Source organism: Pseudomonas sp. NPDC087803, assembly GCF_044742995.1.
In the GTDB taxonomy this organism is placed as follows: domain Bacteria; phylum Pseudomonadota; class Gammaproteobacteria; order Pseudomonadales; family Pseudomonadaceae; genus Aquipseudomonas.
Genome location: NZ_JBIUVO010000056.1, coordinates 1 through 15286, shown reverse-complemented (window position 1 = coordinate 15286; position 15286 = coordinate 1). Strand labels below are relative to the sequence as shown.

At 58.0% G+C, this 15286-nt stretch carries 10 protein-coding genes; 4 read left to right on the top strand and 6 right to left on the bottom strand.

Annotated features, from left to right (window positions below):
* Positions 1-35: 35 nt before the first annotated feature.
* Both ACIOUG_RS21485 and ACIOUG_RS21480 read right to left on the bottom strand, forming a co-directional pair.
* A complete protein-coding gene (locus ACIOUG_RS21485; protein ID WP_401068515.1) occupies positions 36-2564 on the bottom strand; it encodes a PepSY domain-containing protein in 2529 nt (842 codons plus the stop codon).
* Between the two features lie 214 nt (positions 2565-2778).
* Positions 2779-5100: a TonB-dependent receptor gene (locus ACIOUG_RS21480; RefSeq protein ID WP_401068494.1), complete on the bottom strand. Its 2322-nt coding sequence runs from the start codon at positions 5098-5100 to the stop codon at positions 2779-2781.
* A gap of 207 nt (positions 5101-5307) precedes the next feature.
* Here ACIOUG_RS21480 and ACIOUG_RS21475 point away from each other — a divergent pair, with 207 nt between their 5' ends.
* Complete coding sequence (locus ACIOUG_RS21475) at positions 5308-5988, top strand: Fe2+-dependent dioxygenase (RefSeq protein ID WP_401068492.1); 681 nt, start codon at positions 5308-5310, stop codon at positions 5986-5988.
* On the top strand, positions 5985-6761 hold the full coding sequence (locus ACIOUG_RS21470) for a tetratricopeptide repeat protein (protein WP_401068491.1): 777 nt from the start codon (positions 5985-5987) through the stop codon (positions 6759-6761). The genes ACIOUG_RS21475 and ACIOUG_RS21470 overlap by 4 nt, the downstream gene beginning before the upstream one ends.
* A 17-nt stretch (positions 6762-6778) precedes the next feature.
* Here ACIOUG_RS21470 and ACIOUG_RS21465 read toward each other — a convergent pair whose 3' ends face one another.
* Both ACIOUG_RS21465 and ACIOUG_RS21460 read right to left on the bottom strand, forming a co-directional pair.
* Complete coding sequence (locus ACIOUG_RS21465; RefSeq protein WP_401068489.1) at positions 6779-7780, bottom strand: alpha-xenorhabdolysin family binary toxin subunit B; 1002 nt, start codon at positions 7778-7780, stop codon at positions 6779-6781.
* A gap of 29 nt (positions 7781-7809) precedes the next feature.
* A complete protein-coding gene (locus ACIOUG_RS21460) occupies positions 7810-8874 on the bottom strand; it encodes an alpha-xenorhabdolysin family binary toxin subunit A (protein WP_401068487.1) in 1065 nt (354 codons plus the stop codon).
* Positions 8875-9201: 327 nt separating this feature from the next.
* Between ACIOUG_RS21460 and ACIOUG_RS21455 the strand changes: the two genes are divergently transcribed.
* Together ACIOUG_RS21455 and ACIOUG_RS21450 are read left to right on the top strand one after the other, a co-directional pair.
* Positions 9202-11427, top strand: coding sequence for an alpha-xenorhabdolysin family binary toxin subunit A (locus ACIOUG_RS21455; protein WP_401068485.1), 2226 nt, complete (start codon positions 9202-9204; stop codon positions 11425-11427).
* Positions 11428-11473: 46 nt separating this feature from the next.
* Positions 11474-12352 carry a hypothetical protein gene (locus ACIOUG_RS21450; protein WP_401068483.1) on the top strand — a complete coding sequence of 293 codons (879 nt, stop codon included), beginning with the start codon at positions 11474-11476 and terminating at the stop codon, positions 12350-12352.
* Between the two features lie 57 nt (positions 12353-12409).
* Here the strand turns inward: ACIOUG_RS21450 and ACIOUG_RS21445 are convergent, their stop codons facing one another.
* Both ACIOUG_RS21445 and ACIOUG_RS21440 read right to left on the bottom strand, forming a co-directional pair.
* Positions 12410-13573 carry a type III PLP-dependent enzyme gene (locus ACIOUG_RS21445; protein ID WP_027610803.1) on the bottom strand — a complete coding sequence of 388 codons (1164 nt, stop codon included), beginning with the start codon at positions 13571-13573 and terminating at the stop codon, positions 12410-12412.
* A gap of 635 nt (positions 13574-14208) precedes the next feature.
* Positions 14209-15286, bottom strand: a 1078-nt coding sequence (locus ACIOUG_RS21440) for a betaine/proline/choline family ABC transporter ATP-binding protein (protein WP_401068481.1), incomplete at its 5' end; no start/stop codon positions are given.

The following is a 15286-nucleotide window of genomic DNA, read 5'->3' as shown; positions in this document are numbered from 1 at the left end:
GGGAGAGGGTTAGGGTGAGGGGCTCTTTGGCTGAGTCAGTACACGTCGCGGCGATAGCGGCCCTGTTCGATCAGACGTTCGACTTCGGTGGTACCGAGGATGTCGTTGAGTGCCTGATCGACGCCGGCGGCCATGCCCTGCAGGCTGCCGCAGATGTAGATCACCGCACCGTCAGCCAGCCATTTCTTCAGTTCGTCAGCGGATTCGCGCAGGCGATCCTGGACGTAAATCTTCTGCGCCTGATCCCGCGAAAACGCCAGATCCAGTCGCGCCAGATCGCCATTGATCAGCCATTCTTCCAGCTCCGCCCGGCAGAGGAAATCGTGCTGGCGATTGCGCTCGCCAAACAGCAGCCAGTGGCGTTGCTGACCGTCGGCGATGCGCGCCTTGAGCAGGCTGCGCAACCCGGCCAAGCCAGTGCCATTGCCGATCAGGATCATTGGCAGCGGTTCATTCGGCAAATGGAACCCGCTGTTGCGCCGTACGCGCAGGCTGATGCTGCCACCCACTGGCGCATGCTCGGTCAGCCAGCCGGAGCCGATGCCGAGGCTGCCGTCGCTGTGTTGTTCCTGACGCACGATCAGTTCCAGCACGCCGTCGGCGGCAATCGAGGCGATCGAGTATTCGCGCATTGCCAACGGCACCATCGCATCCACCAGCGCTTGCGCATGCAGGCCGACCAGGTGCGCGCGATGTTCCGGCAACTGGCGGCTGGCGAGGGCGATTTCCAGCGGTTCTTCGAGGCCGTTGATCTTCACCGTGGTTTCGCCACGAATGCCGAGGCCGTCGAGGAAGTGCTCGATCGCCCACGCACAGTTGCGCGGCAGCACTTCCACCAGATCGCCGGCCAGCCAGCTGCTGGTGCTCGGCGCCTTCAGGCCCAACAGGTACACCGGCGCGCCGCTGCTGTCAGGGTTCATCAGGTCGCGGCGCAGCAGTGTCCAGTTGTCGTAGCTTGGTGCTTGCCAGGTGTCGACCGGCGCTTGTCCGGTGAGCAGACCGAGCTGAGTCTGCCAGTGACGCAGGGCGTATGGATCGCCGTTGTCGACTTCGACCGGAGCGAACAGGGTCTTGCCGCCGTGTTCGCCAAGCCATTGATGCAGGCGTCGGGCGAAGCCGCAGAAGTGCGCATACTGGCGGTCGCCGAGTCCCAGCACCGCGTAGTTCAGGCCGTCGAAGCTGGCGGCGTTGCGCAGCACTTTGCGCTCGAAACCACGCGCGCTGTCCGGTGCTTCGCCGTCGCCGAAGGTGCTGACCACGAACAGCGCGTGGTTCGACTCGCGCAGATCTTCTGCGCTGACGTCCGCCAGCGGCTGCACCTTCACCGGCAACCCGGCGGCTTGCAATTGCCCGGCGGTCTGCCACGCCAGTTGCTCGGCAAAACCGCTCTGGCTGGCGAAACCGACCAGCCATGCCGGTGCATCACCGGCCGGTTGTTCGAGGCCTTTGCGGGCGTCCTGAATCTGCTTTTTCTTGCGTCGGCGATCCAGATACAGCAGCCAACCGGTGATGAAAAACAGCGGCATGCATACGGCGGCGAGGGTGACGATGATCCGTCCGACCAGACCGAAATAGCTGCCGACGTGCAACGCGTAAATGCTGGTCAACAGCTGCGCCTTGAAGCTCTTGTCGGCGTAGCGGTCGACGCGTTTGACGATGCCGGTGGCCGGGTCGAGGGTGATCTGGTTGAGTGCGCGATCATGCGGCGAGCTGTCGAGCAGATAGAACACGGTCGCCGGTTGTCCGGCCACTGGCGGCATGCGGATGTTGTAGGCCGACAGGCCCGGGCCCGCAGCGCTGTAGATGCTGCTCCACATCGCCGCGTAGTCGGCGGTCGGTGCCGGACCTTCCGGCGCCGGGCCGCGGCCACCGCGCACGCGCTCGTTTTGCGGCGCATCGGAGAGCAATTTGGTCAGGCCTTTGTTGTACCACTCGTAGGACCACGACAACCCGGTCAACGCCAGCAGCAGATACACCAGCAGACACCAGGTGCCGGCCACCGAGTGCAGATCCCAATTGAAGCTGCGGCCTTTTTTCTTCCAGTCGAGGGTCAGCCACACGCGCCAGCTGTTCCACTGGCGCGGCCAGCGCAGGTACAGCCCGGAGAGGCAGAAGAACAACAGGATCAGGGTGCAGGCGCCGGTGATGTTGCGCCCGGTATCGCCCATGGCGAGGAAGCGGTGCAGCTGCAGCATCAGGCCGAAGAAGTCTTGGCCCACCGCGTCGCCCATGAACTCGCCGGTGTAGGGATCGAAGTAGCGCATCTCGCCACGACGTTCGCCTTTGGGCGGGGTGAAGTAGACGCGCGCGGCGTTACCGCTGTCGGTTTCGACCCAGAGCATCCCGACTTTCTTGCCGGAGTTCGCTTCAATGTGCTCCACCAGTTCGACTGGCGGCAGGACACCGGCGACCTGCTTTTCCACCTGCAACACCGATGGGTTCAGCGCTCGCAGGATTTCGTCCTGGAACGAATAGGCGGCACCGGTAATGCCCATCAGGGCCAGCACCAGCCCGGCAGTGATGCCGAAAAACCAGTGCAACTGGAACAGGGTTTTCTTCAACACGTCGCTCGCCTTGTCCGTTCGAAAAATTGTCATCACGGCGCGCATTATGCCGTGGGTTGTCGAGAGCTTCTTTGATTACGCACAAAAGCCCCGTTCAATGGAATGAACGGGGCTCGCTTTTTGTAGGAGCTGCGGCACGCTGCGATCTTTTGATGTTGGTTTTTTAACAATCAAGATCAAAAGATCGCAGCGTGCCGCAGCTCCTACAGGTTTCTTAGAAGTGGAAGTTAGTGCTCAACAGCGCCGTACGGCCCGCCGCCTGGTTAGCGAAGTGGGTCGAGAAGGCCTTGTCGTAGTAGGTTTCGTTGGTCAGGTTTTGCACGTTGAGTTGCAGGTCGACGTTCTTGCTCAGCTTGTAGGCGGCCATCGCGTCGTAACGTACATAGGAGTCGACCATCGTGGTGTTGGCCACGCTGCCGTACACGTCGTCGACGTAGAACGCGCCGCCACCGAGGGTCAGCTTCGGCGTGACCTGATAAGTGGTCCACAGGCTGGCGCTGTTTTTCGGCGTGTTCGGCAGTTCGTTGCCGTCGTTGGCCTTGCCCATCGGGCCGCCGTCGACTTGTTCGCTGTCCATGAACGCGTAACCGGCGAACACTTGCCACTTGTCGGTGATCTTGCCGCTGGCCGACAGCTCGAAACCTTGCACGCGGGTCTTGCCGGCGTTCTCGTAGGAGGTGGTGTCGACTTGTACGCGAGCGTTTTCTTTCTCGGTGCGGAACACGTCAGCGGTCAGCGACAGGCGATCGTTCAGCAGATCCCACTTGGTGCCGATTTCGTAGTTCTTGGTGGTTTCCGGCTCCATGTCGCTCTTGAGCAGGTTGCCGTTGCGATCCGGAGTGCCGCCCAGCGGGTTGCCTTCCTGGCCTTCACCGAGGGTGTTGCCCGGTGGCGTCGCGGAGGTCGCGTAAGAGGCGTAGATGCTGCCGTTTGGCGCCGGCTTGTAGACCACGCCGAACTGACCGGTGATGAACTCGCTGGTGTCATCACCCTTGGAGGTGGTGGTGCCGGCGTTGGTGTAGGTTTTGTAGTCGGTGTAGAAGTGGTCGTAACGCAGGCCCATGTTCACCAGCCACTGCTCGGACAACTCCAGAGTGTCGAACGCGTACAGCGCGTAAGTATTGGCCTTGGTATCGGTGCCGGCGTAGTTGCGCGAGATCGCGCCGTTCCACGGATCGTTCGGGTTCGGGTTCGACAGCGAGGTGCAGTTGTAACCGCTCGACGCGCCGATCATCGACGGGGTGCAGTTGGTGCTGGCGTTGCCCGGGCTGCGCGGTGTGGTGTCGGTGTTGACGTTGTACGAGGACTTCTGGGCTTCTTCGTAGGTGTATTCGACACCGGTGGAGAAGCTGTTCTTGAAGCCGGCGACGTAGAAATTGCCGAACAGGTCGGTCTGGTTGGTGGTGGTCTCGGTGTTGCTGACCCGCGTGTTGGCACGGCGCCAGACGCTGCCATTGTTGACGTTGCCCTTGCTGTCGTCCGGCTGGGTCAGGATGTAATCCTGCATGCTGGTGCCGTGGCGCAGGGTGTTCTTGATGGTCAGCGAATCGCTCAGGTCATGCTCGATGGCGAAGGTCGCGGTGTCGGTGCGGCCCTTGCGGAAGTCGCGACCGTCCAGCCCGTAGAAGTTGCTGTGATCGCCACCGGCGTACGGTTTGTCCGGGTTGGATTTGGTGCGTGCCGCCGAACCGCCGGCCGGAATGGTGTACGGGATGCCCGAGTCCGGGGTGTCGTTGCTTTCCAGATGGTAGTAATCGAGGTTGACGCGGGTGTCGGTGCCCAGGCCGAACGCCAGGGACGGCGCGATGCCCCAGCGGTCGTAATCGACGCTGTCACGCCCGGCGACGTTGCTCTCGTGGCTCATCAGGTTGAGACGGCCGGCAGCGGTGTCGCTGAACTGGTAGTTGCCGTCCAGGGTGTAGCGCTGAGTCTGGTCGGAGCCCCAGGTGAAGCCACCATCGAACGAATTGCCCAGGTGCGCTTTCTTGCTCACCAGGTTGATGCTGCCGCCAGCCGCGCCGCGACCGCCGATGGCCGAGTTCGGGCCCTTGCTGACTTCGATGTTTTCCACGGCGAAGATTTCGCGGCTCTGTGAACCGGTGTCGCGCACGCCGTCCAGGTAAGTGTCGCCCTGAGCGTCGAAGCCGCGGATGAACGGACGGTCGCCCTGCGGGTTGCCACCTTCACCGGCACCAAAGGTGATGCCCGGCACGGTGCGCAGCGCGTCCTGCATGTTCAGGGCGCCGGTGTCTTTCAGCACTTGTTGCGGGATGACGGTGACCGAGCGTGGGGTGTCGACCAGCGGCGCGGTGTACTTGGGTGAGGAGGCTTTTTCGACCTGGTAGGACGTCGGGTCCTGAGCTTCGCCAGTGATGGCGGTAGCGTCCAGGGCGATGGCATTGCCGGAGGCTTTGCTGTCGGTCTTTTCTGCGGCGAAGACCATGTGCCCAGCGGAACCGGCGGTGATGGCGACACCAATGGCCGAAGCGAGCAAACGTGGTGAACTGACCGGCAATTGTGCGTGTTGACGTGACATTTTTATTCCCCTCCCCAAGGATTTGAGGCGGCGGAATATAGGGTAAACAGGTATTCGTATCAATTGCGAAACATTGTTATTCGCGACGAATTTACATTCTTTACAATTTAACCTTACGGTTTTTGCCGATTCATCCGTCGTGCGGGTTTTACACGGCCAATAAGAATCAATACCATTGGCACCCCTTTACCATCAGGTACGATCGCCATGCTGCTGCACATCCCCGGCCTGTTCGCCAAAGACGAGGTGCAGCGCATCCGCGAGGCTTTGCAGCAGGCGGATTGGGCCGATGGCAAGATCACCGCCGGCTTCCAGTCGGCCAAGGCCAAGCACAATCTGCAGTTGCCGGAAGGTCATCCACTGGCCAAGGAGATCGGCGCGGCGATGCTCGAACGGCTGTGGAAAAATCCGCTGTTCATGTCCGCCGCACTGCCGCACAAAGTATTCCCGCCGTTACTCAACTGCTACACGGCGGGCGGCAGTTTCGATTTTCACATCGACAACGCCGTGCGCCAGCCCAAAGGCAGCATCGAGCGGGTGCGCACCGATCTGTCGGCCACGCTGTTTTTCAGCGAACCCGAAGATTACGACGGCGGCGAGCTGGAAATCCAGGACACCTTCGGCACGCAACGGGTGAAACTGCCTGCCGGTGACATGGTTTTGTATCCGGGCAGCAGCCTGCACAAGGTCAACGCCGTCACTCGCGGCGCGCGTTACGCATCGTTCTTCTGGACCCAAAGTCTGGTGCGCGAAGACAGCCAGCGCGCCTTGCTGTTCGAGATGGACGGGGCGATCCAGCAGCTCACCCAGGACATGCCCGATCACCCGTCGCTGATCCGCCTCACCGGCACCTATCACAACCTGCTGCGGCGTTGGGTCGAGGTATGAGTTTTCAACTGCGGCGCGAGGAAGTGCTCGACGGTGCGCAGCTCAGCGCCATGCTCGAAGAAAGTCCGGCGCGTGCCGCGCAGGCGATTCTGCTGGCGGCCGGCCAGGGCATTGTCGACGCGCAGGCGCTGCTCGGGCAGATCCTGCTCGATGGCCGTGGCATTGCTCAGGATCAGCCGCTGGCGCTGCGCTGGTTCGGCATTGCCGCCGGGCAAGGGCACCGGATGTCGCGCAACATGCTTGGCCGCTGCCATGAGCACGGCTGGGGCTGTGTCGCCGATGCGGCGGTAGCCGCGCGGCATTATCGAATGGCCGCCGATGCGGGCCTGGACTGGGGGATGTACAACCTGGCCAATCTGCTCGCCACCGGGCGCGGAGTGCCTGAGGATCAGGCGGGTGCGTTGGAACTGTATCGACGTGCCGCTGAAGCCGGCCATGCGAAGTCGATGAACCTGCTGGGACGTTATCTGGAACAGGGGCGGGTGTGCCCGACGGACCTGACAGCGGCGCACGACTGGTATCGACGCTCAGCCGAGGGCGGGGATTTTCGCGGGCAGTTCAGTCACGCCGCGATTCTGGCCGAAGCCGGGCGCCTCGAAGAGGCAGTGCAATGGCTTGATCGAGCGCTGGTCATTGGCAATGTGAAGTTCTTGCAAGTCGCCAGCGAGTCGCTGGCGGATTCGCCGCATCCGCAGATACGCGCGATGGCCGAGGCCTATCGTCAGCGTCTGATGGTCCTCACTGGCGAAGCGCCTGCCCTTCATCGCGCCTGAAAGGCAGGCACCCTCATTCAGCCCCGCAACCAGCGCCCCTTAAGCGGATTCAGATGATTGCGCAGGGCCTGGCTGTGTTCGAGCAGGCGCTCGCCACGCAGCAGGATATCGTCGGCGGGCGCCGCAGTGACCGCACCGAGAAACGCTGACAACGCGTCGCTCAACTTGCCGGTTTCACTGACGTAGGTTTGCCGGTGGGGAAGGACCTTCTGGGTGTCGTTCAGTTGTCGGGTCTTGTCATCGTTGTCCCGTAGTTGTGTGGCCAGCGACGCCACACGCGCCGCGCGCTGATCGAGGCGCGTCTGCAGGATCTGCCGCGCCCTGAGCAGATCCTTGTGTTTGATCAACTCGTTGGCTTCGTCGAGAAGCTTGTTGGCGACAATCAGACCCGCCTCCATGGCCGCGGCTTCGGGGGTTTTAGGCTTATTGCCGATCAGCGCCTTCAGTTGTTCGAGCAGAGGCTTGATTCGGTCGATGAATGTCAGCTTTTCAAACTCGGCAATTGCCAGATTCAGAATCGCCTCATCGCCTTTCAATTCAGCCAGGGGGATTTTCTCGGCGTCGAACTCCCTGTCCAGATCGACTTTGGCGCTGGCCAGTTCTTCGAGCCTGAAGCGGTTGTTGCTGATGGCGATGTTCTGCACCGCGAATACACTGTCTTGCAGTGACGCGTGCAGTTTGCTCATTTGATCGGTGCACAGACTGATCAGTTGGCTGACGGTTTTCGAGTAGATCTTGCGTGCATTCTCAGCCTGAGGGTTCGATTTATCCCCGCCGAAGCTGGCCAGAGCCTGCAGGTTTTCACTCAGGTCGTCTGTGTCCAGTGCGGTGATGGCCGAGGTGATGGTGTTGGCAGCTACCAGGTCCAGTTCGCTGACGGCAGCATTCAAACTGAGCAGTTCATCAGTCAAGGCTTTGATGTACAGATTGGCGGAGCCGATGATCGCCTGGTAACGAATCGCCTCGCGGCTTTCTCGAATACGGCCAAGGTCGGGGAGTGCGTAGGAAGTGTTTGTCATGGGAAAACCTCTTGATTGAATCGGTGGGGTCAGTCGAATGCGCTAATAAGCTGGTTCGAGTTGTTTTGAACTGTTTTCCAGTTCTTAAGTACAACTCTGAAACTCGAGACAAAGCTTCTGAGGGTCAGGAATTCATGCATGCCCATCACTTTGTTTTGCGAGGCGTTGATGTAGTCGGTAATGGAGATCCACAGTGTTTCGAGATGCGAAGTGCTCAGGATCGCGCCTTCGACATAGATCGACATACTGCTCAAGCCGGATTGGAACTCCATGAGCGTGCCGGCAAGAATGTTCTTGTGCTTTACCTGTTCGGCCAGCGCGTCGCGTTGCTCGATTAACGGCCGCAAGTGTATTGCCTGCTCAAGTTCGACATGCCGATACCAGGCAGGTCCCCCACCGGTGTACGCCACAATAAAACCGAAGATATGGTCGAAAAAATCGGGGTTGGTTTCCCTGGTCTTTTCATCTATGCGTTGCTGGGCGAGGTCAATGGCGGCATTCAGCGCAGTCAGCTGTCGGTTGATTTGCGCATCGGCGGCCAGTTTGAGTTTTTCGCCAATTTTGATGGCGACCTTGTCGTTGAGCTCGGACTTGAAGTATTTCAGGCGTTCGTTGACGTCGCGGCTACTGAGTTTTTTCTCTTCGATCGAACGCGCAATGAACGCCAGTGATTCCTGGATCGACCCGAATCGCTGTTTGTCGTTCTTGCCGATTTCCAGTGGCGGGAGACTGTTTATTTCTTCCTCGCTCAGCGTGTCCAGGGTGCCGAGGTAGTTGATGTAGCCCGGCATGGTCACGATCGCTTGGATAATGTCCTGGCCGAAACCTTCCAGATCTTCCGAGAAGGTTGCCAGGCTGCCGGCCACGCGCTTCATCGAATATTCGATGTCTGTCCATGACTGGGCATTGTTAATGATCGAGTGATTGAGCTCGACAATGTCGAATAGCTCCAGGCCGACGATGCCGGTGTGTTTGGTTTTTAATTGTTTTTCTACATCTTCGATGTCGCGCGGTAACGCCTTGGCGGCGGAAATGTAGTTTTTTATTTTTCGAATATCGTCTTTGGTGACGAGAGGGTTTTGGCTCGATTGCACTTTCAATTCCTTTGAAGTGTGATTTGAGTCCTCAGGTTAAAGCCGGTTTTGTTCTTGGGTAAATGTATTGAGTGTGACTTGTTGTTGTTTATTATTTGATGTTTTTTGGAATGTCCTGAATAAGATTTTCGCTGGCTTTAGTTTGGTTTGCTGTATGGGGGTTTTTGCAGAGGGTGTATTTTCTTTTAATATTTAATGGCTTGTGTGTGCTGGATTTGTCGCTATAGGTTAGTTCGCGGCACTGAGGGGCTCGGACTTCAGGATGATCAAGTCGGTGCCGCAGATAAATAATCAATAGCAAGATCCGAAGAAGACAAGGAGTCTCTAATGGAAGCGAAATTAAGTGACAAGGTGATTGAGGCCGCCGCCAAGGCACCGCTGATCTTTGTGAGTGCGTCGTTGGGTGAAGGAGAGGAATACAACCGGGAAACCGGCATCCAGCTGACCAAAGAGCAGATCATCAGTCTGCGCAAGTATGAAACATTGGGGTTGTCCCTGCCGGTTCGATTGCAAGATGTCATTGCTTACTTGAATTACGGTGCGGGGGATGAAGGGGGTGTCGGGTTGAAGGCCAGGGATTTCCTGCGCACCTTTACGATGACCTACGAGCATGCCAAGCGCTGGTCGCCGTTACGTGAGCAAGTCATGTTGACCGGTACTGATCTGAAAATCTTTGCCGGCAGCATCATCCGGACCGGCAACGCCATTGTAGAAGTGTATGAGGATCTGAAAGCTTCGAAGTACCTGGAAGAACACAATATCAACACGCCAGAGCAATATCTGAAGCTGAAACTGCAGATCCCGGGCCTTCCCGATCTGACCCTGCCTGACCAGGATATTCCGGAAATCAAGGCCTACCTCAATGACCTGCTGACGAGGGTCGAGCAATGTCACAAGAAAGCCGAGCGGGTACGAGCGCAACTGGACAGTTTTGGTACTGATATGCGCGCCAACGTGCTGCCGGAAATAAAACTGCGTCTGGAATTCGTCTCCAGGAATACCTATCAAGCTGATATCCAGGCGCTGCAAGCTGAAATCGACCAGCGCTCGAAAGAGATTGATGAGCTGAATAAACAATACGATCAACTGGTCCAGGAGGCGATCAAGTCAGCGGCAACCCTGAACATTGGCGGATTGATCCTGGGGATCTATCAGGGGGTGAAAGCCGAAAGAATCCGCAGCGAGCGTAACCGCTTGAAGCAACTGCAGCAGGCAGACAATCAGCGCATGGCGAGTAAAAACCAAACGCTGAGTTCGCTGAACAAGGTGCGCAATGACTTGCAGAATCTGAGTTATGTGGCCATCGAAGCCGAGATTGCTACGCAGAACCTCATGTTGGTATGGAGCGCGCTCAGTGATTATGTCGCCGCTTCGGTGAGTGAAGTCGACGGCATCATGGACGCCACTTCACTGCGGCGCTTCAAAAATCAGATCCTCGGCATCATTGAGCCTTGGGAGCAGATAAAAGTCGGCGCCGATCAACTGCTGGCAGTATTTGCCGCAGCGGACAGGGAGTATGAAAACAACCGTCAGGGTATGAAGAGCAGGGCAATGGTGAATTTACAGACAAACAGTTTACTGGCCCCGGCTTTCAATATGGCGAACCTGCGCAGTCATAACGCCTCGGTTCAGCAATTGAATACTTCGGCGCAGATGCTCTACGAGCAGTTTGACTATATGCCCGGCACTGTTGGCGCAATGAACAATCTTGCGCTCGCCATTAATACAGGCACGTTCAATCTGCGCAATCAGGCGCAGGCGAGCGGCAATTTTCTGGAGCGTGCCGGGAAGAAGCTGCGTGGCTACCAGGCTGAACTGTCGGCTTCTCGCGACGCCGAAGAGGCAGATGAAATTCGCGAAGATATGCACAAGGAACTGAAGAGCGTATCCCGCAGGATTTCCGACCAGGCTGAAGATCTGGGCGGTATCCACAAGGGGATCAGCACCGCCTATGACCGGGTTGCCTCGGCCGAACGGATCGTTACCCTGAAACAGGATCGTGCGCACACTGCAGACCTCAAGGCACAGTCCGATGTAAAACTTGTCGAACTGGGCGCCGAGATGAAGTCTGTTTCCGAAGCAATCGATCTGATTGCCAAAGCCGGGGTCGAAAAAATCGGTGAGGAAGCTCAGTTGTCACTGGAGAATCTGAAGGCGTTGGGCTTGGCGCCACCGCAGGTGCAGATCGCTTTGCTCGCGATAGATACGCTGAAAAAAATAATCTCCGGTATCGGCGAGGGTATCAACTTCCTCAATATGCTGGCCGGGTATCAGCGTCTGAATGAGAAAGCCGGCGATCTGCGTGCGCAGTCGCAAAAGTACGCCAGGGATATCGTCCGGATTGATGGGCGGATCGAGCTGGTCGAGACACTGGACCGACTGGACAATTCCCGTTGGAAGTACCTCAGTGAATTGTCCATTTTGCTTGAGGACTTTGCTGGCTTCTCCCGCAACTTGCGGCAAGACACTTCATTGCCCGTCGAACAGCGCGCGGACACGGCGATTATCCATATCGCCGAAGTCATCAAGCATTTGAAGTCCATCAATCAATAACAGGGCAGTGGAGGGATGGGTTTGTCCCCATCCTTCCCGATATTGCATGAATGCACTTGCGTATGAATTTACCGTCGCACAACGGCGCGTGCTGGATCGTTACACGCGCTTGCTGGGTTCTTTGCCCGTGACCTTCCGCAATATCCCGTTGGTGTTCGAGCGCCGTCGCAGCCAGGGTCATCAATTGGCCGTTCTGGCCAGAGACTCACGCCTGGAAAACGCCCCTTTCAATGAGCGTTACCTGCAAGAGCTCGGGGTACGTGCTGAGGCGCTGAGGCTGTTGTGCGCAAGCCATGTTGAGAATCTTGAGACCTTCAGCCGTGAATCTCTGGAGATAACCCGGCAGACTTCAAGAAGCGAACCCCTCAGTCAGGTGGATTTCAGACGGTTCAGTCTGTCCCGATCATCGACCTGGATGTTGTTCCCTCCAACTGATATTCCTGACCTGTTACACGAGTTGGCGCTCCGGTACTATTTTTTGAGTACGGAAATACGCCAACTGAAATACACGGTCGTGGAAGTGCATAACGAGTCGTTCGGACTCAAGGCAGTATTTGCCAATGCCATGGATCACCGTTCGTGCAACTGCCACACCACGCCTGCGGTCGCCCAGGAATTGTTTGCCGCCGCCGCGACCGTCCCGGCCTGGGATATCCATTATTCTTCGCAGGAACCTGCGGTCAGGGCTGGCGAGTACAAGGCTGACATCGCAGCATTGTTTAATGAGTTTGTTTCTGTGAACTCGCAGATGGGGCTATTTATCGAGGAGCTGCATCAGCGCGTGAACGGCGCAAGCAATGAGCTGTTGCAAGCCAAAAGTGCCCGCACACTGGGCGACCTGAACTTCAAGTTGGCCCCCGTTACAGAGGGGGCCAGTGAGTGTATGGCGATGCTCGATCATTTTCAGGCATGGCTGCGCAAATAAAAGTGACGCAATAAAAAAGGCCCATGGAAACATGGGCCTATTTTCAATCTGCCAGGGTTACACGTAGAACGATTTCAGCGGCGGGAAGCCATTGAATTCGACGGCGCTGTAACTGGTGGTGTATGCACCGGTCGACAGCCAGTACAGGCGATCACCGATGGCCAGGTTCAGCGGCAGACCGTACTTGTAGTTCTCGTACATGATGTCGGCGCTGTCGCAGGTTGGGCCGGCGATCACCACTTCTTCCATTTCACCTTTCTTCTCGGTCCAGATCGGGAACTTGATCGCTTCGTCCATGGTTTCGATCAGGCCCGAGAACTTGCCCACATCGGTATACACCCAGCGCTCGACGGCGGTGCGGGATTTACGTGCAACCAGGACCACTTCGCTGACCAGGATACCGGCGTTGGCAATCAACGAACGGCCCGGCTCCAGAATGATTTCCGGCAGGTCATCACCGAAGTCTTCTTTCAGGAAGCGGATGATTTCCTCAGCGTACGTTTCCAGGCTGTTGGTGCGGGTGATGTAGTTGGCCGGGAAGCCGCCACCCATGTTGATCAGCTTCAGGTGAATGCCGTCTTCTTCTTTCAGGCGTTCGAAGATCACTTTGACCTTGGCGATCGCCGCGTCCCAGACGCTGATATCACGCTGCTGCGAACCGACGTGGAACGAGATGCCGTACGGCACCAGGCCCAGGTCACGGGCGAGGATCAGCAGGTCCATGGCCATGTCGGTCTGGCAGCCGAACTTGCGCGACAGTGGCCAGTCAGCGGTGGTCGAGCCTTCGGTGAGGATGCGCACATAGACTTTGGCACCCGGTGCGGCCTTGGCGATGTTGCGCAGGTCGGCTTCGGAGTCGGTGGCGAACAGACGCACGCCCTTCTCGTAGAAGTAGCGGATGTCCTTGGATTTCTTGATGGTGTTGCCGTAGCTGATCTGGTCCGGGCTGACGCCACGGCTCAGCACTTTGTCCAGCTCATAGATGGAGGCGATGTCGAAGCTCGAGCCTTTCTCTTTGAGCAGGTCAATGATCTCGACGGCCGGGTTGGCCTTGACCGCGTAGTAGACCTTGGCGAATTCGAAACCGGCGCGCAGGTCATCGTAGGCCTGGCTGATCATCGCGGTGTCGATCACCACGAACGGGGTTTCCTGTTTGTCGGCGAACGCCTTCATTTTCTGAAAGGTTTCGCGCGCGAAATAGTCTTCGACCTGGATCGACATGCTGGGAACTCCTACTGGCAAACTAAGTTAATCAATGGGTGCAAATGAACGCCCTCCGTATCCCCACTTTGGTTCGCCTACTTCCCAAGGCATGTCGCCGAAAGCAAAAAGGCCACGGGCGTAATTGCCCTTGGCCTTGCTGTCTCGTCGTCAGTACTTGAGCCGGATGGATCGTTTCCAGCATGGACGTTCGGCGCGAACTTTAGGGCGTGAGGGGCGTGAGATCAACTAAAAATGTCGCGTTTTTGCACGCTTCTGACGTGCGTCGCGGATATCACTCTTTGTAGCCGACCGAGATGACGGACAGATGTTCCCCGAGAATTTTCATGTGTTAAAAATACCTGCACGTTCGCCGCTTTTGTCGGCTAACTCACGGGTAAGTACGATAGGCGCAACATCGGCGACGTTGGCGGCGAGAGGCGGGGGTGAGGGGGATTTTGGCCATTTGGGAGCGGCTGTTTGCACAGGTTCAGTGAACGCAGCTGTTGAGATTCTTTTCCGCCCTGCGAATCATCAGGAAATTGCACAAATCCTGTGGGAGCGGGCTTGCTCGCGAAGACATTTTCACAGCCGACATCACCGCCGACTGCCATTACGCATTCGCGAGCAAGCCCGCTCCCACAAGTTTGGAGTTTTTACGCGATTGCAGCCTCAGCCGGCGAGACGATATTGGTCTTCATCCCGCGCGAACGACCCGAACTCAGGTACGCCGCAATCGACTCCTGCGTCACCTCGCCAAGGAACACCCGCTCGGCATCCATCACCGGCAGCCACGAACGGTTGAACTCGTACATGCGCGACAGCAGGATGCGCAGGTGTTCGTCGTACGCCGCGGTAGCGTTGAACTCGCGCAGATACTGCGCGCAGGTGCCGGTCTGGCGGTGCAGGTCGCGACGACGCACGTAACCCAGCGCCTTGTTCTCGGCACAGGTGACCACCACGTAGCGGCGGTCATGTTCGTCCATCAGTTCCAGCGCATCGGCCACCGGGGTTTCCGGGCTGACCGATGGCGCGTTGTCCGCGGCATCTTCGGCCTTCACCAGCAGCAGACGTTTGAGAGTGCTGTCCTGGCCAACGAAGTTGCTGACAAAGTCGTCTGCCGGATGCGCGAGCAAGGTATCCGGATGGTCGATCTGCAGCAGTTTGCCGGCGCGGAAAATCGCGATCTTGTCCCCGAGTTTGATCGCCTCGTCGATGTCGTGGCTGACCATGATCACGGTCTTGTTCAGCGCGCGCTGCATCTCGAAGAACTCGTTCTGGATCATCTCGCGGTTGATCGGGTCGACCGCACCGAACGGCTCGTCCATCAGCAACAGCGGTGCGTCGGCCGCCAGTGCGCGGATCACGCCGATGCGCTGCTGCTGGCCGCCGGACAGTTCACGCGGATAGCGATGCAGATACTGTTTGGGTTCCAGTTTGATCATGCTCATCAGTTCGCGGGCACGGTCGTGGCATTTCTGTTTGTCCCAGCCGAGCAGTTTCGGCACCACGACGATGTTCTCTTCGATGGTCATGTTCGGGAACAGGCCGATCTGCTGGATCACGTAGCCGATGTTGCGGCGCAGGGTCACCTCGTCGAGGTCGGTGGTGTCTTCGCCGTTGATCAGGATCTTGCCCGAGGTCGGCTTGATCAGGCGGTTGATCATTTTCAGCGTGGTGCTTTTGCCGCAACCCGATGGCCCGAGGAACACACAGATTTGGCGTTCATTGACG

What these genes read in the sequence shown, in the direction of transcription:
- ACIOUG_RS21450 (WP_401068483.1), top strand. Translation starts at nt 11,474, where the DNA reads ATGAATGCACTTGCGTATGAATTTACCGTCGCACAACGGCGCGTGCTG.
- ACIOUG_RS21455 (WP_401068485.1), top strand. Translation starts at nt 9,202, where the DNA reads ATGGAAGCGAAATTAAGTGACAAGGTGATTGAGGCCGCCGCCAAGGCA.
- ACIOUG_RS21480 (WP_401068494.1), bottom strand. Translation starts at nt 5,100, where the DNA reads ATGTCACGTCAACACGCACAATTGCCGGTCAGTTCACCACGTTTGCTC.
- ACIOUG_RS21475 (WP_401068492.1), top strand. Translation starts at nt 5,308, where the DNA reads ATGCTGCTGCACATCCCCGGCCTGTTCGCCAAAGACGAGGTGCAGCGC.
- ACIOUG_RS21445 (WP_027610803.1), bottom strand. Translation starts at nt 13,573, where the DNA reads ATGTCGATCCAGGTCGAAGACTATTTCGCGCGCGAAACCTTTCAGAAA.
- ACIOUG_RS21465 (WP_401068489.1), bottom strand. Translation starts at nt 7,780, where the DNA reads ATGACAAACACTTCCTACGCACTCCCCGACCTTGGCCGTATTCGAGAA.
- ACIOUG_RS21470 (WP_401068491.1), top strand. Translation starts at nt 5,985, where the DNA reads ATGAGTTTTCAACTGCGGCGCGAGGAAGTGCTCGACGGTGCGCAGCTC.